This window comes from Bartonella australis AUST/NH1, from assembly GCF_000341355.1.
GTDB lineage: Bacteria > Pseudomonadota > Alphaproteobacteria > Rhizobiales > Rhizobiaceae > Bartonella > Bartonella australis.
In genome coordinates, this window is the sequence record NC_020300.1 from 1252501 (window position 1) to 1277192 (window position 24692).

Here is a 24692-nt window from a genome sequence, read left to right on the forward strand (position 1 = left end):
TCCGTCTACTTCTTATCATTCTTGCGCTTTTAGTGCTTTGGTTCGGCTATAAGTGGCTGACACACTGGCGCTATATGCTTACCACCGACGACGCTTACGTGCAGGGAGATATAGCCGCTATAGCCCCTAAATTAAGCGGATATATCGAAGAAGTTTCCGTTAGAGCTAACCAACCTGTTAAAAAAGGTGATATTTTATTCCGCTTAGAAAGTGGTGATTACCAAATAGCCTTGGAGCAAACAACAGCTCACCTCGACACCCAGCAAAAAACTCTTCTGCGCATTGATGCGCAAATTACAGCAGCCCACAGTGTTTTAGACGAAGCTCAAACTCAGAAATCCGCTGCCGCTGCCGTAGCAACCAAGACGCAATTAACTCTAAAACGCGTCACAGAGCTTAAAGCTAACCGTTATGTTTCTCAATCCGATGTTGATGACGCCCAATTAGCCTATGAGCAAGCTATTGCCAATGTCGCTCGTGTAAACGCACAAATAGCCACAGCACGCGCTAATATTCAAGTGCTGGAAGCGCAACGAGACGAAATAAAAAGCCAGACTCAGAGCCTCGAGCTCACGCGTGATAAAGCAAAACGTGATCTTGATGCGACTATCCTACATGCTCCGTTTGACGGAACTATTGGGAATTTAACAGCAAAAATCGGCGATTTTGTTGTTAATGGCCAACGCCTCGCAGCATTAGTACCTATCCACGCGCTCTACGTCGAAGCAAACTATAAAGAAACACAGTTGCAAGATATTTACAGCGGGCAAACAGCTTATATTTCCCTCGATACCTTTAAAAAGGATATTTTGAAGGGAACAGTGCTTTCCATCGCGCCCGCAACAGGGGCCGTTTTCTCTCTCTTGCCACCACAAAATGCCACAGGTAATTTCACTAAAATCGTCCAACGCGTACCGGTACGCATTTCTATTCCTGAAGACGCGCTAAAAAGTGGGCGCATCAGAGCCGGAATGAGTGTTTCCGTAGAAATAGATACACGCCAAAAATCCACACAATAAAAGTCTTTAACAATAACGGCCCTATCATGCCCCCTCCTACACATCCACCTTCCTCTCCCCAAGAACGCGTAACAATGCGCAAAATCATAGTTTTTATCGCTATGACCTTCGGCATGTTCATGGCTATTTTAGATATCCAAATTGTTTCATCATCTTTGGCTGAAATTCAAGCTGGCCTATCAGCCAGTTCCACCGAAATTTCACAGGTCCAAACCTCTTACCTTATAGCCGAAGTTATCATGTTACCACTTTCCGGCTTTTTGGGGCGTATGCTCTCAACACGAGTCTTCTTCAGCTTATCTGCTGCCGGATTTACCATTACATCCGTTCTTTGTGCAACGGCAACATCCCTTGGAGAAATGACTTTTTACCGAGCTCTTCAAGGTTTTATAGGAGGTGGCATCATTCCCAGCGTCTTCGTCGTCTCTTACACGATTTTTCCCCCTTCTAAACAGTCAATTGTTTCTCCTGTCGTTGGGCTAGTAGCAACGTTAGCACCTACTATCGGCCCAACAGTGGGAGGCTATCTTAGTCACGCTTTATCATGGCACTGGCTCTTTCTCATCAATGTACCATTCGGGATCATTATCTCGATCATCACTTGGAAATTGATTGATTTCGACAAAGCTGATCGATCCCTAATGGCCAAATTTGACTGGTTTGGCTTTATCTCTATGGCAGTCTTTTTGGGATCTTTAGAATATGTTCTAGAAGAGGGCGCCCAGCATGATTGGTTACAAGATAATCTGATATTTAGCTTTTTTATTATTACAATTCTATCTGCCAGTCTGTTTTTTTGGCGCGTCTTTACTGCAAAAGAGCCAATTGTTGACCTCTCTACTTTTTCCGATGGCAATTTTTCAATTTCATCAATTTTTTCTTTTATGCTTGGAATAGGTCTGTACGGCCTCACCTACCTTTATCCTTTTTATCTTAGCCAAATCCGTCATTATGATGCACTCATGATTGGAGAAACGCTCTTTATTTCAGGGTTAGCTATGTTTGTTGCTGCTCCTCTCGCCGGATTTCTTTCAACACGAATTGACCTACGTCTCATGATCGCGATAGGATTTATCGGTTTTGCATGGGGCACTTGGCTAGCTACCGGTATTACAGACGATTGGGGTTTTCGGGAGCTTTTGTGGCCTCAGATTTTCCGTGGCGTTTCTATTATGTTATGTATGGTTCCTATTAATAATATTGCCTTAGGATCATTACCACCAGAACGAATAAAAAACGCCTCTGGGCTTTTTAATCTAACACGTAATCTTGGAGGCGCAGTAGGACTCGCTATTATAAGCACTCTTATGACGCAGCGTGCAGACCTCCATTATGGACGAATAGCTGAGACCGTCCAGGAAGGAAATGCCCAAGCGACTGAATTTCTTTCGAACCTTACCGCATATTTCAGCTCCGTTACTTCTGATCCTTCCGCTCTCGCTTTGTTTCAACTTTTTAATATGGTTCGCGCGCAAGCAATGGTTATGGCTTTCAGCGATATATTCTTTATGATAACCACCCTCTTCAGTGCCTTAACTTTCTTAGCCATTTTTCTTAAAAAATCGGCGCCATCTACCGGTGTCCTTCATAATCACTAAGCCCAACGCCCCGAATTATGCAGAATTTTTTTCCTCCGTTTAAGTAAAAAAGTGACCTCTTTTGGTGTTATTTCGGTTGCTAACAGTACAAATATTAAAATTCAATTCGTGTATTACCTTTTATTATCATGGGCAAAAACGGTAATATCGTGCCCTCCGGAAGGGAACGACCAAATAGATAAAAGAGCGGTCTTTATTCGGGCCAAAGAAACTAATATCGGCAAACTTTTGTCTCCTCCCCCCCAATTTTCTTCCCCTCCTTATTGCTATTCTGGTGCAAGCTAGAAATAATGCGGAAATTTCTGAGAGCGCTCATCTGCCTAAGTTCAACAACAAAATTGATTAGCGCGTCGTTGATCAATGCTCATACCTAATCCTCACTATACTGGCTCTACAACTTTAACTAAAGTTATTGCTTTCCCACACTAACAGCACGTGCCATATCCATACGTGCATCCAAACTGCTGATAGCCGATGTTTCTCCCTTAGTTAACCTGTCAAAAACATCTTAGTAAAAACATAAAAAGAAGGAGATAAATTCCTTAAGCTACTTTATGAGGCTGTAAACAGCCTGAATCTCGTAGCTCTCCGCTCGGTGTCACAACACCGTGGCATGAAGTAAGGTATCTAGGGATTAGTTCCAATGCTTGAAAACGGTGTTTTTCATAAGGGCCGGGCATTGCCAAATTTTCTGTTAAACGGCTTGAAAAACCAAAACGTGCATAAAACTCAGAATCGCCCACGAGTAAAATAGCACCATGACCCAATCTCTTAGCACTTTCAATCGCGTGCCACATGAGGACCGATCCTATACCTATGCCAGAATATTGGCTTGAAATAGCGAGAGGTCCTAGGAGTAAAGCATTTTGAGTTCCATTTTTCCCTTTATGAAAAGTAACGTGCCAAAGACGCACACTACCTACAAGCTCGCCAGACGCATTTTTGACAATGAAGGAAAGCCCGTCGGCTGCAAATCGGCCACAACGTAAAAATTCTGATGATTTACGCTTCCGCCCCTTTCCTAAAACCGAATCAAGCAAATTTTCCCGGTGAAACCCGTCGGCTTCTTGCTCAGATGCGAGTGTAAAAAATGTACCATTTTTTGCCTGAAAACGAACCATATTCATCACTGTCAAAAATCCCATTGTAAGCCCGTCATTAAAGGGGAAAAAAAGATGTAGATACCGCCGCATTTAAAAGGAAAAACTCAGATCACATAAGACCGTAAAGGCTCAAAGCCATTAAATGCAACAGACGCATAACTCATTGTGTAGGCGCCGGTCCCGTGAATCAGCAACTCGTCACCCACCGTTAAAGATAACGGTAAAAGATAAGGCATTTTTTCGTACATAATATCTGCTGAATCACATGTCGGCCCCGCCAAAATACAAGGCTCCATCGTCTTATCATCATGAGTTGTCTCAATAGGGTAACGGATGGCTTCATCCATAGTTTCGACAAGACCATTAAACTTTCCCACATCAAGATAAACCCATCGCACGTTATCGTTATTTGCCTTTTTCGAAATAAGGACAACTTCTGTGCGAATGACACCAGCATTACCGACCATCGCGCGCCCTGGCTCAATGATCGTTTCAGGAATATGATTACCAAAGTGCTTTTTTAATGAATCAAAGATTGCCGTACCATAAGCTTGCGTCGTAGGAACGTCCTTCAAATAACGCGTCGGAAAACCGCCCCCCATATTAACTAATTTTAACTGAATCCCCTCTTTGCCCAAACATTCAAAAATTTTTGCGGCATCCGACAAAGCGCGGTCCCAGGCATTCAAATCTGTCTGCTGAGATCCTACGTGGAAAGAAACGCCGTGTGCCTGCAAGCCTAATTGATGTGCCCGACGCAACACATCAACGGCCATAGCGGGAACACAACCAAATTTGCGCGATAATGGCCACTCCGCGCCTCTTCCATCAGTCAAAATCCGGCAAAAAACACGAGATCCTGGCGCAGAACGGGCAATTTTTTCTACTTCTTCGATGCAATCGACCGCGTAAAGCGAAACGCCGAGCGCATACGCACGCATAATGTCACGTTCTTTCTTGATAGTATTTCCAAAAGAAATACACTCAGATATTGCCCCTGCTTTCAGAGCCATCTCAATTTCTGCTACAGAAGCTGCGTCAAAAGACGACCCTAAAGAAACAAGTAAACGCAAAATTTCAGGAGCCGGATTCGCCTTTATCGCGTAAAAAATACGCGACTGAAGAAAAGTCTTCTCAAAATTTAAATAATTTTCACGGACAACATCAAGATCCACGACTAAACATGGACTTTCAGAACAATGCGTCGCAAGAAAATTGCGAATACGTTGCGTTGCCATCTGCAATTCTCCTCGGAAAATAAAATCTTCCTGACTTTATGCCGGCAAATAGAACAAAGCTGCCAACAACTCAAGAACAGAATACATACAACCACTACCGGTAACCCGATCCTCCGATGATTAAGGAGAAATCAGCGTTGCATGCAGCGAAAGAACACCGCGGAAACCGCGTGCTCTGCTTGTCTGCCTTTTTGATTGGAGTCGAAAAACATTCCGCACTGAAGGCAATGAGGTGTGCCTCTATAGTTACTCCGGCATTTGGAGAGCCCGGAGACACCAGAAAGGCCCGCACCGTCGTTGCTTCAAGATGCCCTCACTCTTTCGGTTGGCCGTAAGAATGACTGGAGTGGTTAGTTCCAGGTACCATACCGGTTAATCTCACCATTCGAGAACCGGCGGACACCCACAGGCACGTGCGACTTTGGGCAGTACCGCATATAAGACCAATTCTTGGCTATTTCAATCATTTTTTTAATTTTAAACATAAAATGGTGAGAAAGAGGCGCGCGCAAATATATGGACCGTTTTATGCTTCCGCTTCTATAAACAAAACAACAAGAAAATACTGCCCAGCCTCTCAAAGGCAAAAAAACAGCGCCTCACTGCTCTTGATAAGAGTGAGCCGTGCACGATCTTAATAATTGAAATTGCTTATGGCGCTCCCGGAAACGCTCCCTGTCAGCTTCACTACGCGTGCTATAACAAGAATCGCAAGAGACACCCTCTTCATAATAAGGCGATAATTTACTTCCAGCGCCAAGAGGGTAACGACACGCCCGACATAATTCACGCCCAAATTCTTCAAGACCATGGCCTACAGAAACACGCTCATCAAAAACGAAGCACTCGCCCTGCCACAAACTTTCCTCTTTTGGAATTATTTCCAGATATTTAAGGATACCACCTTTTAAGTGATAAACCTCATTATAACCAAGCCCACGTACATAAGCTGTTGATTTTTCACACCGAATACCACCTGTGCAAAACATAGCGATTCTTTTTTTCTTTTTCAAATCGCCTTCACGCTCAGCCACCCATTTTGGAAATTCACGAAATGTTTTAATATGAGGATCAACTGCTCCCCGAAAACTGCCAAGTGCATATTCATAATCATTGCGCGTATCAATTAAAAGCGTGTCTTCATCTTGAATAAGCGCATTCCAATCCTCAGGAGCAACATAAGTACCGACAATTTTTAACGGATCGACCTCTTCAATCCCCATCGTCACGATTTCTTTTTTCAGCCGTACCTTCATACGACGAAAGGGCATTTTCGAGGCCCACGAATATTTGATCTCTGATTTTTCAAACGCCGATTCTGCGGTAATAAAGTGCACTAATGCCTCAATCGCTGCACAAGAGCCAGCAACGGTCCCGTTGATTCCCTCTTTCGCCAAAAGCAGGGTACCTTTAATTTCATTTGTCTGGCATAAATCCAGCAAAGGCTTCTGTAATTGGCGATAATGTTTCAAATCTGTGAAACAATAAAGAGCAACAATTTTAAACTTCTTTTCCATAATTTTGCCATAACGCGCGTTTCATTCAATTTCAAGACTTATTCACTTTATACGTCATATATCCGATGAATAACTATACACACCACAATGATCTTACAAAAAAGCGCCATGCGCCGCAATATAACGCTCTATTTAGCCTACAAAAGCACGTTCTACAACATAAGTGGACGGCGCGTTATTGGCCCCCTCGACGAGACCAAAGGCTTCGCACATTCTTGCACAATCCTTCAACATTTCCATTGAACCGCAAATCATCGCCCGATCTTCATCGGGATTGATCTTCGGTAAGCCAGTCGCTTCAAAAAAAGCACCGCTCTCCATAGCAGTCGTAATACGGCCCACATGCTCTGAAGGTTCGCGCGTAGTCATAGGATAAAATTTTAACTGCTCTGCATACTCGCCAATTAGTGGATCTTGTCGTAAAGAAGCCACAATATCTTTTGCGTACGCAAGTTCCTTCCGTTCGCGTACCGTCTGAATAAGCACCACTTGAGAAAATTTTTCATACGTCTCAGGATCACGAATGAGGCTCACAAAAGGAGCAACACCTGTACCTGTTGAAAGAAGATAAAGGCGTTTTCCAGGGATGAGAGCATCAAGAACTAACGTTCCAGTGGACTTTTTGCGCATTAAGACTGTATCACCAATTTTGATCTTTTGGAGATGTTGAGTCAGCGGCCCTCCCGGAACCTTTATTGAAAAAAACTCGAGTCGTTCGTCCCAAAATGGACTAGCAATTGAATAAGCACGATAAATCGGTTTTTCTGCGTTTGGCAAACCGATCATAACAAATTCACCTGAACGAAAACGAAAACTCTCTGGACGGTTAAGACTAAATTTGAACAAACGGTCCGTATAATGGAAAACTTCCCGGACAGTAAGCGCAAAAACATTTTCAGGAATCAGAAAATTTGACGCGACGCCGCTGATGTTTTGTTTAACATTGGTGGCAGGTACGCTCATAAAACTCTTCCTAGTATCTTTATCAAAAATTAAATGCAGAATTTGTAAGCAATGTAACGCCTCTTCACTTACCTGCCAATATCTTTCTTAAAATATCAGGTGCTCAATGAGCACTTCTTGTGCCTAAAGTGACTGAATAGAAAAATAAGACAGGCACACACCGCACCGCAGATGCAATAGCACTTCATGATGAATCAGTCTACCCACATTGCCATCTTCAACGCACACTCAATGAGGAGGTTCCCCCTATCTCAAATAATAATCCCAATCGCAGAACGCACGTCAATAATGACTTTAAAATAAAAATATTCATTCATTTTTCACGATACGAGAATTTTATTATTTTATCGCAGCTTAAATAAATTTTTGCAAAAATAGCACGCCATCAACATTATATGAGGACAAAAACAACACAATATTTATACTAAATTTTCTCCATTATCAACTACGCAGTATGGAGAATATTTGTCCCCCAAGCATATCCCTACCGCGAGCAAATAGGCAGTAAAAAGCACCGCTTCCGCCGATTATAAATTGGCCATATATTCATCATAATACACGCGGAGAATGCGGGTTTTTATTAAAGATTAGGTTTGAGCATTTTCGTTTTATTGCAAAAACCGGCTTTGGCCCGTAATGCAGCGTAAACCGCCAATGATTAAAAAAATTAAAACATTCTTCAAATCTCTGTAGTGTACTACAGTTCTATATTATAGAGAGGCGCGCAACGAAGACAAAGTCAGAGGGGGGGCTCTGCGTTCTACCGACACAGATAGGATTTTAAAATGGATAAACCCGACAATTATGAGAAAAACGCGCTATTTTTCTACACAGCTGTAGCAACCATTGATCTTGGTGCTATCGCTGAAAATTACACGATTTTATCTCAACGCACCGCCCCAATAGAATGTTCAGCCGTCGTAAAAGCCAACGCTTATGGAATGGGTGTTGAAAAAATTGCTCCCACGCTTTATCACGCTGGTTGCCGCACTTTTTTTATCGCCCAAATTACAGAAGCGCTTCAGTTAAAAGCTATTTTACCGCCTGATGCTACCCTCGCGCTCCTTAATGATATTCCGCCCACCGCAGAAGAATTTATAGCTCAATCCGGTATCGTGCCCGTTCTCAATTCGTGGCAAACGATTGAAAGCTGGCGAACACTTTGCCAAAAAACAGGGAAAAAATTTCCGGCAATCGTTCAAATTGACACCGGTATGAACCGGTCAGGACTTAATCAAAAAGAATTACAACAGCTGATCAATGACCCCTCTCTTTTTGCAAAAGCAGATATAAAATATGTCATGAGCCATCTTGCCAATGCAGATGATGCTACACATCCCTTCAACCGCGTTCAATTAGCGGCTACAAAAACAGCACTTGCACAACTGCCCGCTTGTAAAGCTTCCCTTGCCAATTCTGGAGGCATCTTTCTGGGTCCAGATTTTTATTTTGATCTTGTCCGTCCGGGTATCGCACTTTACGGGATTGATCCTCACAAAAAATATCCTACGTCCCTCAAACCTGTTTTAAAACTTGAGGCCCAAGTCATGCAAAGCCAAAATATCGATGCAGGAATGCCAGTTGGCTACGGAGGCAGTTTCATTACCCGCCGATCAAGTGTCCTGGCAACCATTTCTGTCGGTTATGCAGATGGCTGGCTACGCGCCCTTTCCAACAAAGGAGCTGTTTATTTTAACGGACACAAACTGCCTATTACTGGACGAGTCTCTATGGACTCCATAATCGTTGACGCAACCGACCTCAAAGATAAAAAACCTGAAAGAGGCGACTGGGTGGAGCTCATTGGAACACACCAGACCATTGAAAATATTTCTGCGGATGCAAACAGCATTCCTCATGAAATTCTAGCTTCCCTTGGTTCTCGTTGTAAACGTATTTACATTGAAGCTATCCAAAAACGATCAAAGCTATAATCATCGTCCCTTCAGAAAATGGTCTTATGGGTGCCCTCTTCACAGGCATCCTAAAACGGCCAAAGAGCATCGTGAATATCTTGTTTAACCTACCCATCAATGCCGGACATAGGACATTCGATCGAAATAATGATAAGAGGAGGAATAATTGGCGCCCCCTTCATCAATGATGTTTACACATTAAAAATAGATAAAAAGCCTAACAAATTTAGCGTCATGCATCATCAACAAATAACTCCCAAAGACAAAATAAGATCTCGAATGAGCTTTTCTGATAAAATATGAGCGAATAGCTTAATAGTCGTTCACTAACGGTGGGCAAGAACAAATTAATGTTCTATCACCGGAGACATTATCAATGCGCGAAACAGGCGGCCAGTATTTATTCGCTGGATCAAGATTGCGATTAGGAAACGCAGCTTCTTGCCGCGAATAAGCATGATTCCAGTTGTCGCTCAAAGTATCTGCCAGTGTATGCGGGGCATTCACCAATGGATTATCCTCCTTCGGCCAGATACCCATACCGACTTTTTCTGCCTCTTCAGCAATAGACAATAAAGCATCACAAAAACGATCAATCTCTATCTTTGGCTCTGATTCAGTTGGCTCAATCATTAAAGTTCCAGGAACTGGAAACGACATAGTTGGCGCATGAAATCCGTAGTCAATCAAACGCTTTGCAATGTCATCGACACTCACTCCATATTGCTCCTTTAGCAAACGCGTATCTACGATGCATTCATGGGCAACACGACCATATTTACCTCTATAAAGAATAGAATAAGCTTGTGAAAGACGTACTGCGATATAGTTAGCGTTTAATATTGCCGTTTGCGTCGCATATTTTAAGCCATCAGCCCCCATCATCCGAATATACATCCACGTAACAACCAGAATAGAAGCGCTTCCGTATGGAGATGCTGAAACTGCATGTGTCGTCTTATAGTGCGCATGACCAGGCAAAAACGGCTTTAAATGCGCCTTTACCCCAATTGGACCAACGCCAGGACCGCCACCACCGTGAGGAATTGCGAATGTTTTATGCAAATTCATATGACAAACATCTGCCCCCATATCCGCTGGACGCGCGAGACCTACAAGCGCATTAAGGTTAGCCCCATCAAAATACACCTGCCCACCATTTTCGTGGACAATAGAGCAAATATCCTCAATACTTTCTTCATAAACACCGTGTGTTGAAGGATAAGTAATCATTAAAGCCGCTAAATTATCCTTATATAATTGAGCTTTTATTTTAAGATCATCCACATCAACATCGCCATCGCTTAAACATTTAACCACAACGACTTCCATACCTGCCATATGAGCTGAAGCTGGATTGGTGCCGTGCGCAGATGCAGGAATAAGACAAATATTACGTTGATGATCGCCGCGTGATTGATGATATTGGCGAATAGCTAAAAGCCCGGCATATTCACCCTGAGCACCAGAATTTGGCTGAAAAGAAACTTGCGAAAATCCTGTTATTTCACACAACCACTGGTTTAATTGCTCGATCATTTCCTTATAACCCGATACATCTTCTTCGGGAGCAAAAGGATGTACATTAGCTACCATAGGCCAACTGATGGGCATTAACTCAGCTGCTGCATTAAGTTTCATTGTACAAGATCCAAGAGGAATCATCGCGCGATCGAGTGCCAGGTCTTTGTCCGATAACCGGCGTAAAAAACGCATCATATCTGTTTCTGAATGAACCGCATGAAAAAATGGCTGCGAAAGAAAAGCCGCATCACGTTCTTTACCCAAAAATCGCACAGCTGTCGTCTGATCGTCTAATTGCGCACCAAAAAGCTGCGCTAAAGCGCAAGCATCTTCTTCCGTCGACAACTCATCAAAATTAACTGCGACTCTATCATTATCGAGGACGCGAACAAGACGCCCACTCGTTTTTGCTCGTGCGGCAATTTCTTGAGCTCTACCCTCAACTAAAACGCTAACACAATCAAAAAAGTCCTCACCTTCGAGACGCACACCTGCTGCCTCTAACCCACCGGCAAAACGGCACGCTAGATGGTGAATCCGCTTAGCAATTGCCTGTAAACCTTGCGGGCCGTGCCAAATAGCGTAAGCTGCAGCCATATTAGCCAACAAAACCTGCGCCGTACATATATTTGATGTCGCCTTATCGCGCCGAATATGCTGTTCGCGAGTTTGCAACGCTAAACGGAAACCAACGCGCCTTTTTGTGTCCATCGACTGACCAACAACACGCCCTGGAATTAAGCGCGTTAAAACAGAACTTACTGCAAGATAGCCTGCATGAGGACCGCCAAAGCCCATCGGAACACCATAACGTTGCATAGAACCCACAACAATATCAGCGCCCCATTTTGCCGGTGGTTCCATAAGGGTAAGGGCTAGAGGATCAGCAACGACAATCACCAGCGCTCCTTTTTCCTTCGCCTCTTTGATAATTTCACTATAATCGTTGAAACAGCCCCTCGTATCTGGCCAAGACAAAACAACAGCAGCCGTATCAGCGCCGATTTCATCATTTTCAGCGATACGAATGCCTTGTGTTTCAGCACGCGTTTGCGCAACATCCAAAATCTGTGGATGTAAGAGACTCTGCACCGAAATTTTTGTTTTTTTCCCACGTGAAAATCGTACTGCTACCGCATTAGCTTCAGCCAAAGCTGTCGCTTCATCAAGAAGAGAAGCAGCAGAAACAGGCAAACCAGTAAGTTCGCTCACCAATGTCTGAAAATAAAATAAAAGCTCTAAACGGCCTTGGCTAATCTCTGCCTGATAAGGCGTATAAGCGGTGTACCAAGCTGGATTTTCAAAAAGATTACGCAAAATAACAGGAGGCACATATGTTCCATAATAGCCCTGCCCGATAAAACTCTTACGCACATGATTGCGCCCCATCATCTCAGAAAGCTCTTCCAAAGCCTGTCCTTCATTCACCGCTTCCGGTAAATCGAGCGAACGCTCTAAATAAATGGACTTTGGAACAGCCTGCGAAACCAGTGTTTCAATTGAATCAAGTGCTAAAACATTCAACATTTTTTGCACTTCATCAGGGCGAGGTCCAATATGCCGAGAAAAAAAACGACGTTCTTGCATCACTCTCACCCAATCAATGCTTTATAAGCGACCCCATCCAGCAACGCGTCGAGCTGCGTCTCATCTCGCAGTTTCATTTTCCATAACCAACCTTCAGTTTCGGCTTTTTGGTTCACTAATGCGGGGTCAGCCGCCAACGCTTCATTAATTTCGACAACTTCGCCGTCGATAGGCGCATATACATCCGAAGCGGCCTTAACCGATTCTACAACGGCGGCGGAGTCCCCTTTGGAAAAAGATGTCCCCTTCTGCGGTAAATCAACAAAAACTAAATCGCCTAACTGCTCTTGAGCATAATGAGTAATACCAATAGTAGCTATATTTCCTTCAACGCTGAGCCATTCGTGATCGTGTGTAAAATAAATTTTAGGCATGAAAAATTATCCTTTAAAATAATGCTGTTCAACGAAAGGAAGTAAATGGACAGATAACGCGATTTTTTTGCCACGCACTTCAGTAAAAACTTCTGTCCCCTCACTCGTCCAATCAATAGGAACATAGCCCATAGCCACGGGTCCATCGAATGAAGGACCAAAGCCACCTGATGTCACCACCCCGATCTGATGACCTTCATCATCTAAAATCACCGAACCCGCGCGCACAGGCTGGCGAGTTTGCGGCTTTAAACCAACGCGGCGACGAGACGGCCCTTTTTCATAGGCTTCAAGAAAAGCCTTTGCTCCATAAAACTTAGCTGCTTCTCGAACATTTTTGGAGACAGCCCATGTTAACGCAGCCTCAATGGGAGTAATATCCGGTGTGATATCATTCCCATGTAGGCACAAACCTGCTTCCAGACGGAGGCTATCGCGCGCTGCGAGGCCGACCCACGCAACACGAGAATCACGGAGCAATTTTTCAGCTAAGAAAGAGGCCTGATTTTCAGGGAGCGCAATTTCAAAACCATCTTCTCCCGTATAACCGGAGCGTGTTACAAACCAGCCTTGCTGTGTCTCAAGGCCGTTCATAAACAACAGTTTATTAACGGGTAAATCTACATCAGCTGCAACAGCTGCTGCTTCCGGACCCTGGAGAGCAAGCAGCACCCTCTCAAGCGCGACCACTTGGCAATTAAAACCAGCGGCACGTCTTTTAAGTTCAGCGAGATCAGCTTGTGCATTGCCTGCATTGGCAACTAACGTAAAACGATATTCTTCTAAACGGGTAAGAATAAGATCATCAAGAATACCAGCCTTCTCATTAAGCAAGTAACTATATCGCGACTGGCCTTTTTTCAACAATGCGGCATCAACGGGCAGAGCGTAGGATAAAAATTCAACCGCTTGCGGACCCTCAATAGCGATCAATTTCATATGGGAAATATCAAAAAGACCAGCGTGAGCACGGGTATGAAGATGTTCTTTCAAAACGCCAAGAGGGTAGGTCAAAGGCATCTTCCAGCCAGAAAAGGCACCAAACTTTGCACCCGCTTTTTCATGTAATTCATGTAAGGGTAGTGTTTTTAAAGGAGATGTTTCAAGATCCTGCGGCATTACGCTCATAATTCCTCCAAAAAGCTGTGTCAACCACCGCAAGATGCGGCAGCCCCACACCTCTCTGTCATAACTCTGAGAGATTACGAGCCATCCCCCCTTCGGTAGCAGGCGCTAAAATTGGCAGTCTGCCCCCTCACGCTAAAAAAAGAGGCGACGACGCTCCTTCTTATATGTCCCAGTCTATAACTCATCTTCTTCACACTGTCATCAGTAAATTAATCATAATGTCACAAATATTGTGGACTTATACAGACTATAGTCAAAGGACGCACTGTTCCTACCTTTCAAACACCATAAAAACCGAAAATAACCCCGTACGACAAAAACAAAACAAGAAAAACTACAATGATTACAAAAATCCCGTTTTAAGGGTAATTCAAAATCTCACTAATTCAAAAATCAGAAAATGACGCTCTGTCTTATACAATTTGACCATAATGACAAAAAGAGTGAATCTTTTTGTCTAGCCAATATAGCGATCACATCAAGCAATGACTCTTAAGAGATTCCCGTAATAATTTTGGCTCAAAAACCTTGTAATCAACATTCAAAATAGCCGGTGTAACCCCAAGCTCCTTTTTGATGCAACCTACACTGTTGCGATCATTCTCATTTGTCCCTATAATAAATGTGGTGTACTTTTGTAATTTTTCTTACTTATCGGATAAATCAGAAATATCTTACAACGGCGACCCGGCCCGTGATAATATAATCTTCCCTGCGGCCGAACAATGTCGTAAACTGCAGCTGTTTTATGTGCGAAACTGCATCGGATAGAGGTTACGGAGTACTCATGAAAGCCGGCAATGTTTGCTATAATTGTGAAAACGATCTCCCTGAGAAAATCGCTCTATTTCCCTTAGAAGGTGCGTTATTACTACCGGGGGGTATTTTATCGCTTAATATTTTTGAACAAACCATACTCGAAATGATTGAAGATGCTATGGTATCCAATCGTCTGTTAGGGATTATTCAACCACTTTCGTCAAGTGTGGAAGACGACCTACCTATACAGCTTCACAAAATAGGTTGCATAGGGCGCATTACTGCCTACAGCGAAATAGGAAGTGGACGGCTTCTCATAGTATTACAAGGCGTTTGTCGTTTCACTGTAAAACAAGAATTAACACGTACAAAATCTTACCGGATTGCCGTCATCCAATCAAACATAGAGGACTTGCAAGAGCATAATATTTCGGAAAATATTAATCGAGAAAATTTATTAAATGTCATTGAGGACTATCTTAGCATACATGATGTAGAACATAACTGGAACAGCATTTTGCAAACACCTACACACGTGCTCGTTAACACCCTATCAGCTCTTATCCCTTTTACACCGGCAGAGAAGCAAGCGCTGCTGGAAGCTCCGGATACTGCGAGCCGTGCCCAGACTCTTCTCGCTTTAACTGAACGCTCACTCATGAAACAAACGGGAGCACACTACCGCTTGAATTAATGGATTTCAAAATATGGAAAAAATGAACACTGATCCTAAAATGCTCGAATTGCTCGTCTGCCCAATCACAAAAGAAACACTCTCTTTAAACCGGGAAACGCAAGAATTAATCTCACTCAAAGCGAAACTTGCTTACCCTATCCGCAGCGGTATTCCCATCATGCTAGCCTCAGAAGCCCGCCCTCTGCAGCATAATGAAACATGAACCAACTTTTCCACTTCGCCGCAAATCAATCTTAAATCGCCTAGGCAGACGCTTCCCAAAAACGGACAACACGCCACGAGGACGCGCAGCGGTAAAATTTATATGAGAGAACCCACGACAAGCTGCTTTTAAATTCCTCCCATATACATGGACGATAAAATTACCTCAGCGAAAAATACCATCTAACTATTCTGATGCAACCGAATCTCTGAATGAAATTAGATAATCAATACACCCCACCCTAATGCTAGAATTAAAAATGCGCACAAAAGATAACAGCCAATCTTAGAAGAACCTAATCCACCAAGCTTCTAAAAATTCAAATTACGCCGATCAACAATCACTTGAGCAATTTTTGTCCCAAATACCGCGATAATCTCACTGGACTGCCCGGGGAGAATCGCTTGGCACACTGCTCTCTTTACCTACCAACAAAAAACGAAATCCCATAAAACCGTATACGGCCCCTGTAGTCCAAATCCCCTGTTTTTAAAGACTCCAATAACACCACCACTCGAATCACGCCTTTAGGCATATGCGTGTGCTTTTCTCGCTGCCCCCTCATTAACAAGCCAAAAGGTGAAAAAGTGTTTTAGCAGCCCTCTATAATATCTTCCACAAGAACTAACGTGAGTAACGATAAAACGTAAAATTCGTCGGCGTGATGAATAATTCAATCACCGCGGAACTTAAAAATCTCAAAGCGTGATAATTAACAGAAGATAATGCATTCACGAGGCTAAAACCTCACCGGGAAAACGCTTATACGGCTTGACGTAAGATATTCAAGCTTTTATCAGCTCTCAAAGGCACAAGAAAACCGTGCATTGCGCGACAAGCTAATGTAGTAGTGTAATCCGCGGCCGCTGTGCGTGTGAAATCCAGTCCAAGAAAACGGCGATATTGTTTAATATTCCTTGGCCAACTTATTTTTTCCTAGATTTCGCTCGGAAAAAGCTAGGGGCGTGTGTTAGTTTTTAAGGTTGCGTATTAATTTTTTAAGTGAAGAAAGACGGGAGTGTCAAAAATGAGTTTTAAAGTTGCCGTTGTCGGTGCTACCGGGAATGTTGGTCGTGAAATGCTGACAATTCTGGAAGAGCGTGGTTTTCCCGCCAGTGAAGTAATTCCTTTAGCTTCACGGCGCTCATTAGGGCAAACTATTGCCTACGGTGACAAAACCTTAAAAGTAAGAGCGCTTGATACATATGATTTTTCCAACACAGACCTGTGCCTTATGTCTGCCGGAGGAAAAATTTCCAAAGAATACGCTCCCAAAATCAGTTCTTCTGGTTGTGTGCTAATTGATAACTCATCCACTTGGCGTTACGATGCTGACATCCCCTTGATTGTTCCTGAAGTTAACGCAGAAGCTATTAACGGCTTTTCCAAGCGCAATATTATTGCCAACCCTAATTGCTCGACAATCCAACTCGTCATGGCCTTAAAACCCCTCCACGATGCAGCAATCATCAAGCGCGTTATTGTATCTACCTATCAATCAGTTTCCGGAGCCGGTAAAGAAGGAATGGACGAGTTATTTGAACAATCACGAGCGGTTTTTGTCGCTGATCCAATTTCGTTAAAAAAATTCACCAAACGCATCGCCTTTAATATCATTCCCCACATCGACGTTTTTATGGAAGATGGCTATACAAAAGAAGAATGGAAAATAATGGCTGAGACGAAAAAAATTCTCGATCCCAAGATCAAATTAACGGCTACTGCTGTCCGCGTTCCTGTTTTTATCGGCCACGCTGAAGCCGTGAATGTTGAATTTGAAGAACCAATAAGCGCTGATGAAGCGCGTACTCTCCTACGCAATACGCCCGGCTGCCAACTGATCGATAAACATGAAGATGGCGGTTATATTACCCCTTATGAATGCACCGGAGAAGACGACACTTTTATCAGCCGTATTCGCGAGGATATTACCGTTGAAAATGGTTTAGCTTTCTGGATTGTCGCCGACAATTTAAGAAAGGGAGCGGCGTTGAATGCAGTTCAAATCGCTGAACTTCTCATTTCTAATGCTCTGATTAGACCTAAGTCATCAGCATAAATAAAATCAGCAATGAAGCGATAAACGCCTTGTCCCGTGGCATTTTCTGCTTCCTCTTAAAGCAGCGGCACGCTTCTTTTACCTCCGTGGAGCAGGATAGGTTACAACACGGTAACGCGTCTCGTTGCGCTCGGCATTTCTGAAATTAACATCATTTGGAAATAGAGGATTATAAGCAGCTACCCGATGTACAGATACAGTGCTCTCACCCAATAACGGATTCAAAATTGTTCGTTCATCGGTTTTTTTGACTCCTGTTGGCGTAATAATCACGTCTGTTCTGAAGTGTTTTTGCATCTTCGTCTTTGCAACGCCAGAAGCAATCTGATTCATTTTTCTCTTTGCTCCTGTCATTGAAGAGCTTAGCCGCGCCGGCGTAAGCGAGAGAGAAACTACGGGAACATTGCCGACGGCAAAATAATCCGCAGCTGCCCAACCAGCTATTCCATTATAGCGAAGCGAACACCAAGCTTTACCGGGTAAGCAGCCGTCAATTTGCACTTTTTCTCCGGTAGGAACTCTTGCTATAGCTTGGTAAGTCATAGCCGGTCCCTTTCGTAAAATGACATCACCGGTTTCTATACGAGCAACAACCCCAGAAATAGCACCAGAAACAGTCATTCCAAGCCCCAATCCCATCAAAGATATCCGGGTTATTGTTGTTGATAAAAAATTCTTTTTAAACATTATTTCTTTTTCCTATCCGTAATATCAGGAGCAAAATATTTGTCTTTACAAAGGTTGACAGTGTTGTACTAAAACGGCAGTCGGTTTCTCATCGTTTTAAATATCGACGACATTTCAAGAGAATGTTTCCTTATTTTCTCCCCACCGTTACGCACATAGCCTTCCCATACACACAGGCCGCTGCGCAGCCTGTTTGTCTCGACAACAGTGCTCGTCCTATAGATCATAGATTAGCGCTTCGGAGTGTAATCTGCTTCCCCACTCTCTCAGCGAATAGTCATCTAAAAAAGTTTTAAGAGCGCCATTGGTTCCACAAAAATATTCCACCACAGGATCTACAGTCTAAATTCTGTGTAAAAATTCTTAGTCAACAGAGTGTAACCATTAAAAAATAAACGCCCGTGGCATAAGATAAATTGTTTTTATTGCTTGAAGAAAAACAATTGAATATTCCGCCAAGCTTTTATATCTTTCGACCATATCAAAAATAGTGCTCGATGCATTGTCTCCTCAAAAAACTTTTTGATGTAAAGGAATATAAACGATATGGTATTAAATAAATTCTTCCAATCTATTGTCTTTGGATTGCTCTTTTCTCTCTTAGCACTTTTTTTTCATTCTTCCTTTGCAATGGCAGCAGATAAGACAAAAATCAGACTTGGTATTATGGAAGGAGAAGAAGCAACTATTTGGGGAGTTGCCGCCGAACAAGCTAAAAAAACTGGTTTAGACATCGAGCTTGTTTATTTTTCCGATTACTCTCTGCCTAATGATGCTGTTAATGCAGGAGACATCGATGCAAACGCTTTTCAACACAAGCCTTATTTCAGTAATCAAATTCAGCAGAATGGCTATAAGCTTTCAATTTGTGGAAACACATTTATCTCCCCCATTGGTGTCTATTCACACAAAATTAAAGATATAAAAGACCTGCCTGACAGAGCGGTCATTGGTATTCCCAACGACCCATCAAATGGAGGAAGAGCTTTGCTGCTTCTTCATTCCTTAGGTCTCATCAAATTAAACGATCCTAATGATTTTCTAGCATCCCCGCTTGATATCGTTGAAAATCGCAAAAATCTTACGATACGCGAATTGGATGCGGGCATTTTGGGGCGTGCAATCGATGATTTTGATATTGCGATTATCAATACAAACTGGGCTTTAGTTACTGGATTAGACGTGCACAAAGACGTCATCGCTTGGGAAAAAGCAGAAAATAACCCTTATAACAATATTATTGTCGTTCGCACCGCAGATAAAGATGAGCCATGGGTCAAAAAATTAGTTGCTGCCTACAATAGTGGACCCGTTCGCGCCAAAATTAAAGAAATTTTTGGTGCAACCGTCCAAACGTCTTGGTAATTGAGAATGGAAGATCCCGCACTTATATCTTTAAAGAATGTCAGCCGCCATTTTTCTAAAACAGCTGGCATTCCGGCGGTCGACAATTTATCTCTTGATATCCATGCCGGTGAAATTCTCGGTATTATAGGGCGCAGTGGCGCGGGAAAATCCACACTTATCCGCTGTTTAAACGGCTTAGAAAAAATTGACGAAGGATCCATATTTTTCGACGGTATCAATGTTTCAAATCTTTCGGAGGCAGAATGGGCGCCTTATCGTCAACGTATCGGGATGATTTTTCAGCATTTCAATCTGTTATCATCGCAAAACGTCATTGATAACATCGCATTACCCCTTAAATTAGCGGGTATAAATAAAAAACAACGTTGTGAGCGTGCCCTTGAACTCATTGAATTAGTGGGATTATGTGGCAAAGAAGGTCGTTACCCCGCAGAACTCTCAGGAGGACAAAAGCAACGCGTCGGTATCGCGCGCGCTTTAGCAGCTAATCCTAAAATATTATTGTCAGACGAAGCGACCTCTGCTCTTGATCCTGAAACAACACAATCTATTCTGGAACTCCTTTCCGATATTAATAACCGTCTTAATCTTACCATTGTGCTTATCACCCATGAAATGGAAGTCGTGCGCGCCATTGCACACCGCGTTGTTGTACTCAATAAAGGTCGCATTGTGGAAAAAGGATGCGTAAAAGATATTTTTACTTCACCGCAAGAAGATACAACCATTGCCATGCTCAAACTTGTAACACCACAGCTGCCTGTAGAACTTATGCAAAACCTTAAACCCACAGGCCAAGAAGCCGTCATTGAAATTAATATCGCTGGCGAAATTACTCAGCAACCTTTCCTGAATCTGCTCGAAGACGAAACAGGCTTAAGAGCACGTATTCTGCGTGGCGGCATTGACGTAGTCCAAGGAGAAATCATCGGACGACTTTTTTTAGCTCTTCCCGGACAAGACAAAATAGCTTTAGAAAAAGCTGTCAAATGGTTAACGGAAAAAAGCCGGTATTGCGAGGTTTTAGGCTATGTTTAACATCCTTTATCACGAACTTCTCACCGCGGTTTTCGACACATTATTTATGACGATTAGCGCTTCTCTGATAGCTCTTATCGTGGGGCTTCCGCTTGGTCTTCTGCTTTACACAACAGCACGCAGCGCTTTTTTTTCGTCACGCCTCATTAATCGTTCTCTGAGTATCCTTATCGACAGTATTCGCGCTATCCCTTTTATTATTCTCGCTTTTTATCTTCTCCCTATTACCCGTTTAGTCATGGGGCGCGGTGTAGGAGTTCCTGCAGTAATCTTCGTTCTTACTATTTCAGCGATCCCTTTTTATGCACGTATGGCAGAATTATCTTTCAAGACGGTTGAATACAGCTTAGTAGAAGCTGTCCGCTCTATGGGCGCCAGCCATTCTCAAATCATCAGGTACGTCCTCATTCCTGAAGCACTTCCTAGCCTTATTACTAGTTTTACAGTCATGATCATCTCGCTGATCAGCGCCACTTCCCTTGCTGGATATCTCGGCGGTGGCGGCTTAGGAGACATGGCAATCCGCTACGGCTATCAACGCTATAATACCACCATTATGACGATGGTCATTATTCTCTTGATTATCCTCAATATCATCGTTCAATGGTCTGGTGATCGGATCGCTCAAAAATTCGACAAAACAAAGCGTTAGCCCAATTCAGTAACCTGATTTTTTTCTCCGATCATGGCAATAACAAGCCACTGAGCAGTAAGAGCTGGATTCCTCAATTGTTCAACTTCTATCGTAGCTCCATAATGAAAAATAACCCGGCCAGAAGGACGAATCTTAGCATCATTTAATATAAAGCGGGCACGCACCCTCGAGCCCGTTTTCACGGGACTCATAAAACGCACTTTATCAAAGCCATAATTAATCCCCATGGTCGCACCTTCCAACTCCGGGAGCGCTTCATAAGCTAATGTGGACAAAAGCGATAACGTTAAAAACCCATGAGCGATAGTGCCACCAAAAGGCGTTCCCTTTGCTCTTTCTTCGTCTACATGAATCCACTGATTATCATCCGTCGCGCACGCAAACTGATTAACAATATCTTGCGTGATAAGGCGCCACTGCGACAAACCAATTTCTTTCCCGATAAAATTTTCTATATCTTGTACTGCTATTTTTCGCCACATAACGTTATCCCTGTTTTATTCAACAAAAGCCTCAACGCCCTCTTGCTTTTATAAAACCCATTGATTAGAGCATCAATAATAAAAGGGCAAATACCCCGCAACCGAATGCGTCTTATGAAGAAAAAACGGCCTTCCTGGGAAGGTAATTTTGAAATTGGAAGAAATAATGGCGAGCAATGTGCAACTGACGGGTCTAGCATATGATTTAAAACGGCGTGCAGAAAACCATCCGCCTATCCGTATCGGGCTTATTGGTTGCGGCGAAATGGGGACAGATTTGCTGTCAAGCATTGCTCAGATAGATGGTATAACCGTTGCTGCCGTCGCCACCCGAACACCATCACGTATTTTCGATGCTGCAGCACTAGCTTACGGTGAAGAGGGCCACGTACGCGAAGTCGAAAATGCCAATGCCTTAACCGAAACCATTGAAAAAGGCTTGATCGCTGCCACAGACGACCTCGATATCGTTTTGCACAATGAACAAATTGATATCGTCGTTGATGCAACTGGCTACCCCGAAACCGGTGCAGAAATTGGTTTCAAAGCACTCAAAAACAACAAGCATCTCGTCATGATGAATGTTGAAGCAGACACGACGATTGGTGCTTATCTCAAGTACGAAGCGGATAAACAAGGCCTCATTTATACGCTTGGTGCCGGCGATGAACCCTCTTCCTGCATGGAACTCATCGAATTTGTATCAGCACTTGGTCATAAGATTGTTGCAGCTGGAAAAGGCAAAAATAATCCGCTAATTTTTGATGCCACACCCGACGCTTATGAAGAAGAAGCATCGCGACGTAATATGAATGTTCGCATGTTGGTTGAATTTATTGATGGTTCCAAAACAATGGTCGAAATGGCAGCCATCGCCAATGCAACGGGACTTCTTCCTGATTGCCCAGGGATGCATGGCCCACAAACTGCACTTCAAGATTTAAATAAAGTACTGATTCCAAAACAGGACGGCGGTATTTTAAATAGATATGGCGTCGTGGACTACTCAACAGGTCCCGGTATTTCTCCAGGTGTTTTCGTGATTGCGGAAATAGTGCACCCACGTTTACGTGAACGTATGGAAGATTTAAAAATTGGCCAGGGGCCTTATTTCACCTTTCATCGCCCGTATCATTTAACTGCAATGGAAGTTCCACTTACATGTGCGCGTATCATGCTTTACGGCAAAACAGATATGGCACCGCTCAATCGTCCAGTGGCCGAAGTCTGCGCTGTTGCTAAAAAAGATTTACATCCTGGTGACCAATTAGATTTCATCGGCCTTTACAGCTATCGCGCTTGGACAATGAGTGCCGCGGACGCTCGTTTATATCAAGCCATTCCTTGTGGCCTCCTTGAAAACGCGAGGGTCACAGCTGAAATTAAAAAAAACGAACTTATTACAATACATAATACTGCCATTCGTGAAGACCGATGGATCGCGCGCCTGCGCGCAGAACAAGATCTGTTGTTCAATAATTAAGGTCTCGTATCATCCGGGAATTCCAATCGCCCATTTTGATATTTTTCCACTTGTGTCACATAATTCACCAAATATAACGCATTCATAAAACAGGTTATAACGAATATTCGCGACAAAACCCCTATAGTGCGTAATCAAGGACTTCTTGCAAATTGTAATGTAAAAAATATCAACCTCTTGTCGGCGATCTCACTCTCTACAAAAGTTGAATATTTTACTCAGATAACCAAAAAAATAAGTCATTCTCATAACAACTACGACGATACCGCGATTAGCGTAGATCACGATTAAGCGTTCATTTAATGTGCTTTCTAACCATAAACAACACTGCAATAATAGATAGACCTTTCATTATTGTGCTGAGGACCAACAACATATAACACTGCCTTCATTTTCACCATTTTTGACAAAATCTTAAGTTTGTCGCATACATATTTTACGCAAAAGCGCCCTCATTTGCATTTTACTCGTGTATAGACTAAAGTCGGGAAAATAGCCCATTAATATCAAGTCAATCAGCGCTTATCAGCTTTTCTTTGCAGCAATAAACATGGTATCTGACGCACCTCTCCTTGCTCTTTTGCCCTTGGGCGCACATGAATATCACGGCAATCATCTCCCCTTCGAAACTGATTGGATTATTGCTGAAGCCTTCGCAAAGGCACTTACCTCACAAACAAAGGAGCGATTTCATATTGCGCTTTTGCCCGTCGAAAAAATTGGCTATTCGATAGAACATATGGATGTCGCTGGCACACAAACACTTACTTTTTCTGACGCTATAGAACGCTGGATAAGTATAGGAGAAAATTGCTATCGTAAAGGCATTAAGCGTTTTCTTCTCCTCAATGCACATGGGGGCAATTCGCCTTTAATGAGCGTTGTTATCACCGAATTACGAAAACGTTTTTCTATGCTTGCGGTGGCGACAAGCTGGAATCGTTTTGGTTTACCGGAAGGCTTAATGGATCCTTCTCAACACCACCTTGATATTCACGGAGGATTTATTGAAACTTCCCTGATGCTTTATTTAGCACCAGAAAAAGTGCGTATGGAACAAGCAGATAATTTTCATAATAAGCAAGCTGATATGATTAACGATTATCGATATTTACGCGCCTATGGACCTCACGCCTTTGGCTGGATCATGCGTGATCTCAATGTGCGTGGAGCAGCAGGTGACGCAAGTAAAGCAACATCTCAAGCAGGGGAAGCAATTTTCTCCCATGTTCTTTGCGGGCTCTGTCATTTACTTGATGATATCAATCGGTTCCAAATAAGGACGCTACGCTGAA

20 protein-coding genes (1 of these 20 running past the window's edge) are annotated in these 24692 nt (G+C 43.1%); 11 read left to right on the top strand and 9 right to left on the bottom strand.

Annotated features, from left to right (window positions below; translation table 11 throughout):
- Together BANH1_RS05425 and BANH1_RS05430 are read left to right on the top strand one after the other, a co-directional pair.
- Positions 1-1019, top strand: partial view of an HlyD family secretion protein gene (locus tag BANH1_RS05425; protein ID WP_015398375.1) — the 3' portion only. The gene continues 67 nt to the left of window position 1, outside the view; only the last 1019 of its 1086 coding nucleotides appear in the window; its start codon lies beyond the left edge, outside the window; the stop codon is at positions 1017-1019.
- Between the two features lie 26 nt (positions 1020-1045).
- Positions 1046-2617 (top strand): DHA2 family efflux MFS transporter permease subunit, encoded by a 1572-nt coding sequence (locus BANH1_RS05430; protein ID WP_015398376.1) that lies wholly within the window; start codon positions 1046-1048, stop codon positions 2615-2617.
- Positions 2618-3159: 542 nt separating this feature from the next.
- Here BANH1_RS05430 and BANH1_RS05440 read toward each other — a convergent pair.
- From BANH1_RS05440 to BANH1_RS05455, 4 genes are all read right to left on the bottom strand, one after another.
- Positions 3160-3762: a GNAT family N-acetyltransferase gene (locus BANH1_RS05440; RefSeq protein ID WP_015398377.1), complete on the bottom strand. Its 603-nt coding sequence runs from the start codon at positions 3760-3762 to the stop codon at positions 3160-3162.
- Between the two features lie 62 nt (positions 3763-3824).
- The gene (locus BANH1_RS05445) at positions 3825-4958 is read right to left on the bottom strand and encodes a type III PLP-dependent enzyme (RefSeq protein WP_015398378.1); all 1134 of its coding nucleotides are present in this window, start codon (positions 4956-4958) and stop codon (positions 3825-3827) included.
- Between the two features lie 599 nt (positions 4959-5557).
- Positions 5558-6475, bottom strand: coding sequence for an oxygen-dependent tRNA uridine(34) hydroxylase TrhO (trhO, locus tag BANH1_RS05450; RefSeq protein ID WP_015398379.1), 918 nt, complete (start codon positions 6473-6475; stop codon positions 5558-5560).
- A gap of 132 nt (positions 6476-6607) precedes the next feature.
- A complete protein-coding gene (locus BANH1_RS05455; RefSeq protein ID WP_015398380.1) occupies positions 6608-7438 on the bottom strand; it encodes a ferredoxin--NADP reductase in 831 nt (276 codons plus the stop codon).
- A gap of 785 nt (positions 7439-8223) precedes the next feature.
- Here BANH1_RS05455 and alr point away from each other — a divergent pair.
- Entirely contained in the window at positions 8224-9372 is a 1149-nt protein-coding gene (gene alr, locus BANH1_RS05460; RefSeq protein WP_015398381.1) for an alanine racemase, read from the top strand.
- Between the two features lie 294 nt (positions 9373-9666).
- Here alr and gcvP read toward each other — a convergent pair whose 3' ends face one another.
- The 3 genes from gcvP to gcvT are packed head-to-tail and all read right to left on the bottom strand — an operon-like array spanning position 9667 to position 13967.
- Positions 9667-12465: an aminomethyl-transferring glycine dehydrogenase gene (gene gcvP / locus BANH1_RS05470; protein WP_015398382.1), complete on the bottom strand. Its 2799-nt coding sequence runs from the start codon at positions 12463-12465 to the stop codon at positions 9667-9669.
- A 5-nt stretch (positions 12466-12470) separates the two neighbouring features.
- Positions 12471-12839: a glycine cleavage system protein GcvH gene (gcvH, locus tag BANH1_RS05475; protein WP_015398383.1), complete on the bottom strand. Its 369-nt coding sequence runs from the start codon at positions 12837-12839 to the stop codon at positions 12471-12473.
- A gap of 6 nt (positions 12840-12845) precedes the next feature.
- Positions 12846-13967, bottom strand: coding sequence for a glycine cleavage system aminomethyltransferase GcvT (gene gcvT, locus BANH1_RS05480; protein ID WP_015398384.1), 1122 nt, complete (start codon positions 13965-13967; stop codon positions 12846-12848).
- 787 nt (positions 13968-14754) lie between these two features.
- Here gcvT and BANH1_RS05485 point away from each other — a divergent pair.
- From BANH1_RS05485 to BANH1_RS05495, 3 genes are all read left to right on the top strand, one after another.
- Positions 14755-15420 carry an LON peptidase substrate-binding domain-containing protein gene (locus tag BANH1_RS05485; RefSeq protein WP_015398385.1) on the top strand — a complete coding sequence of 222 codons (666 nt, stop codon included), beginning with the start codon at positions 14755-14757 and terminating at the stop codon, positions 15418-15420.
- A gap of 13 nt (positions 15421-15433) precedes the next feature.
- A complete protein-coding gene (locus BANH1_RS05490; RefSeq protein ID WP_015398386.1) occupies positions 15434-15625 on the top strand; it encodes a Trm112 family protein in 192 nt (63 codons plus the stop codon).
- Positions 15626-16652: 1027 nt separating this feature from the next.
- A complete protein-coding gene (locus tag BANH1_RS05495) occupies positions 16653-17684 on the top strand; it encodes an aspartate-semialdehyde dehydrogenase (protein WP_015398387.1) in 1032 nt (343 codons plus the stop codon).
- A gap of 78 nt (positions 17685-17762) precedes the next feature.
- On the opposite strand, the gene BANH1_RS05500 is transcribed toward BANH1_RS05495, so the two are convergent.
- Positions 17763-18371 (bottom strand): SH3 domain-containing protein, encoded by a 609-nt coding sequence (locus tag BANH1_RS05500; RefSeq protein WP_015398388.1) that lies wholly within the window; start codon positions 18369-18371, stop codon positions 17763-17765.
- 546 nt (positions 18372-18917) lie between these two features.
- Between BANH1_RS05500 and BANH1_RS05505 the strand changes: the two genes are divergently transcribed.
- Genes BANH1_RS05505 through BANH1_RS05515 form a run of 3 tightly spaced genes read left to right on the top strand, consistent with a single transcriptional unit; the run spans position 18918 to position 21429 of the window.
- Positions 18918-19736, top strand: coding sequence for a MetQ/NlpA family ABC transporter substrate-binding protein (locus BANH1_RS05505; protein ID WP_015398389.1), 819 nt, complete (start codon positions 18918-18920; stop codon positions 19734-19736).
- Between the two features lie 6 nt (positions 19737-19742).
- Positions 19743-20777 carry a methionine ABC transporter ATP-binding protein gene (locus BANH1_RS05510; RefSeq protein ID WP_015398390.1) on the top strand — a complete coding sequence of 345 codons (1035 nt, stop codon included), beginning with the start codon at positions 19743-19745 and terminating at the stop codon, positions 20775-20777.
- The gene (locus tag BANH1_RS05515; protein ID WP_015398391.1) at positions 20770-21429 is read left to right on the top strand and encodes a methionine ABC transporter permease; all 660 of its coding nucleotides are present in this window, start codon (positions 20770-20772) and stop codon (positions 21427-21429) included. The genes BANH1_RS05510 and BANH1_RS05515 overlap by 8 nt, the downstream gene beginning before the upstream one ends.
- Here the strand turns inward: BANH1_RS05515 and BANH1_RS05520 are convergent.
- The gene (locus BANH1_RS05520; protein WP_015398392.1) at positions 21426-21914 is read right to left on the bottom strand and encodes a MaoC family dehydratase; all 489 of its coding nucleotides are present in this window, start codon (positions 21912-21914) and stop codon (positions 21426-21428) included. The genes BANH1_RS05515 and BANH1_RS05520 overlap by 4 nt on opposite strands.
- 166 nt (positions 21915-22080) lie before the next feature.
- Between BANH1_RS05520 and BANH1_RS05525 the strand changes: the two genes are divergently transcribed.
- Together BANH1_RS05525 and BANH1_RS05530 are read left to right on the top strand one after the other, a co-directional pair.
- Entirely contained in the window at positions 22081-23397 is a 1317-nt protein-coding gene (locus BANH1_RS05525; protein ID WP_015398393.1) for an NAD(P)H-dependent oxidoreductase, read from the top strand.
- A 550-nt stretch (positions 23398-23947) separates the two neighbouring features.
- Entirely contained in the window at positions 23948-24691 is a 744-nt protein-coding gene (locus tag BANH1_RS05530; protein ID WP_015398394.1) for a creatininase family protein, read from the top strand.
- Position 24692: the final 1 nt, after the last annotated feature.

What these genes read in the sequence shown, in the direction of transcription:
- alr (WP_015398381.1), top strand. Translation starts at nt 8,224, where the DNA reads ATGGATAAACCCGACAATTATGAGAAAAACGCGCTATTTTTCTACACA.
- BANH1_RS05490 (WP_015398386.1), top strand. Translation starts at nt 15,434, where the DNA reads ATGGAAAAAATGAACACTGATCCTAAAATGCTCGAATTGCTCGTCTGC.
- BANH1_RS05485 (WP_015398385.1), top strand. Translation starts at nt 14,755, where the DNA reads ATGAAAGCCGGCAATGTTTGCTATAATTGTGAAAACGATCTCCCTGAG.
- BANH1_RS05525 (WP_015398393.1), top strand. Translation starts at nt 22,081, where the DNA reads ATGGCGAGCAATGTGCAACTGACGGGTCTAGCATATGATTTAAAACGG.
- BANH1_RS05455 (WP_015398380.1), bottom strand. Translation starts at nt 7,438, where the DNA reads ATGAGCGTACCTGCCACCAATGTTAAACAAAACATCAGCGGCGTCGCG.
- BANH1_RS05520 (WP_015398392.1), bottom strand. Translation starts at nt 21,914, where the DNA reads ATGTGGCGAAAAATAGCAGTACAAGATATAGAAAATTTTATCGGGAAA.
- BANH1_RS05530 (WP_015398394.1), top strand. Translation starts at nt 23,948, where the DNA reads ATGGTATCTGACGCACCTCTCCTTGCTCTTTTGCCCTTGGGCGCACAT.
- BANH1_RS05515 (WP_015398391.1), top strand. Translation starts at nt 20,770, where the DNA reads ATGTTTAACATCCTTTATCACGAACTTCTCACCGCGGTTTTCGACACA.
- gcvP (WP_015398382.1), bottom strand. Translation starts at nt 12,465, where the DNA reads ATGCAAGAACGTCGTTTTTTTTCTCGGCATATTGGACCTCGCCCTGAT.
- BANH1_RS05505 (WP_015398389.1), top strand. Translation starts at nt 18,918, where the DNA reads ATGGTATTAAATAAATTCTTCCAATCTATTGTCTTTGGATTGCTCTTT.
- gcvT (WP_015398384.1), bottom strand. Translation starts at nt 13,967, where the DNA reads ATGAGCGTAATGCCGCAGGATCTTGAAACATCTCCTTTAAAAACACTA.
- BANH1_RS05445 (WP_015398378.1), bottom strand. Translation starts at nt 4,958, where the DNA reads ATGGCAACGCAACGTATTCGCAATTTTCTTGCGACGCATTGTTCTGAA.
- BANH1_RS05495 (WP_015398387.1), top strand. Translation starts at nt 16,653, where the DNA reads ATGAGTTTTAAAGTTGCCGTTGTCGGTGCTACCGGGAATGTTGGTCGT.
- BANH1_RS05440 (WP_015398377.1), bottom strand. Translation starts at nt 3,762, where the DNA reads ATGGGATTTTTGACAGTGATGAATATGGTTCGTTTTCAGGCAAAAAAT.
- BANH1_RS05500 (WP_015398388.1), bottom strand. Translation starts at nt 18,371, where the DNA reads ATGTTTAAAAAGAATTTTTTATCAACAACAATAACCCGGATATCTTTG.
- BANH1_RS05430 (WP_015398376.1), top strand. Translation starts at nt 1,046, where the DNA reads ATGCCCCCTCCTACACATCCACCTTCCTCTCCCCAAGAACGCGTAACA.
- BANH1_RS05510 (WP_015398390.1), top strand. Translation starts at nt 19,743, where the DNA reads ATGGAAGATCCCGCACTTATATCTTTAAAGAATGTCAGCCGCCATTTT.
- gcvH (WP_015398383.1), bottom strand. Translation starts at nt 12,839, where the DNA reads ATGCCTAAAATTTATTTTACACACGATCACGAATGGCTCAGCGTTGAA.
- trhO (WP_015398379.1), bottom strand. Translation starts at nt 6,475, where the DNA reads ATGGAAAAGAAGTTTAAAATTGTTGCTCTTTATTGTTTCACAGATTTG.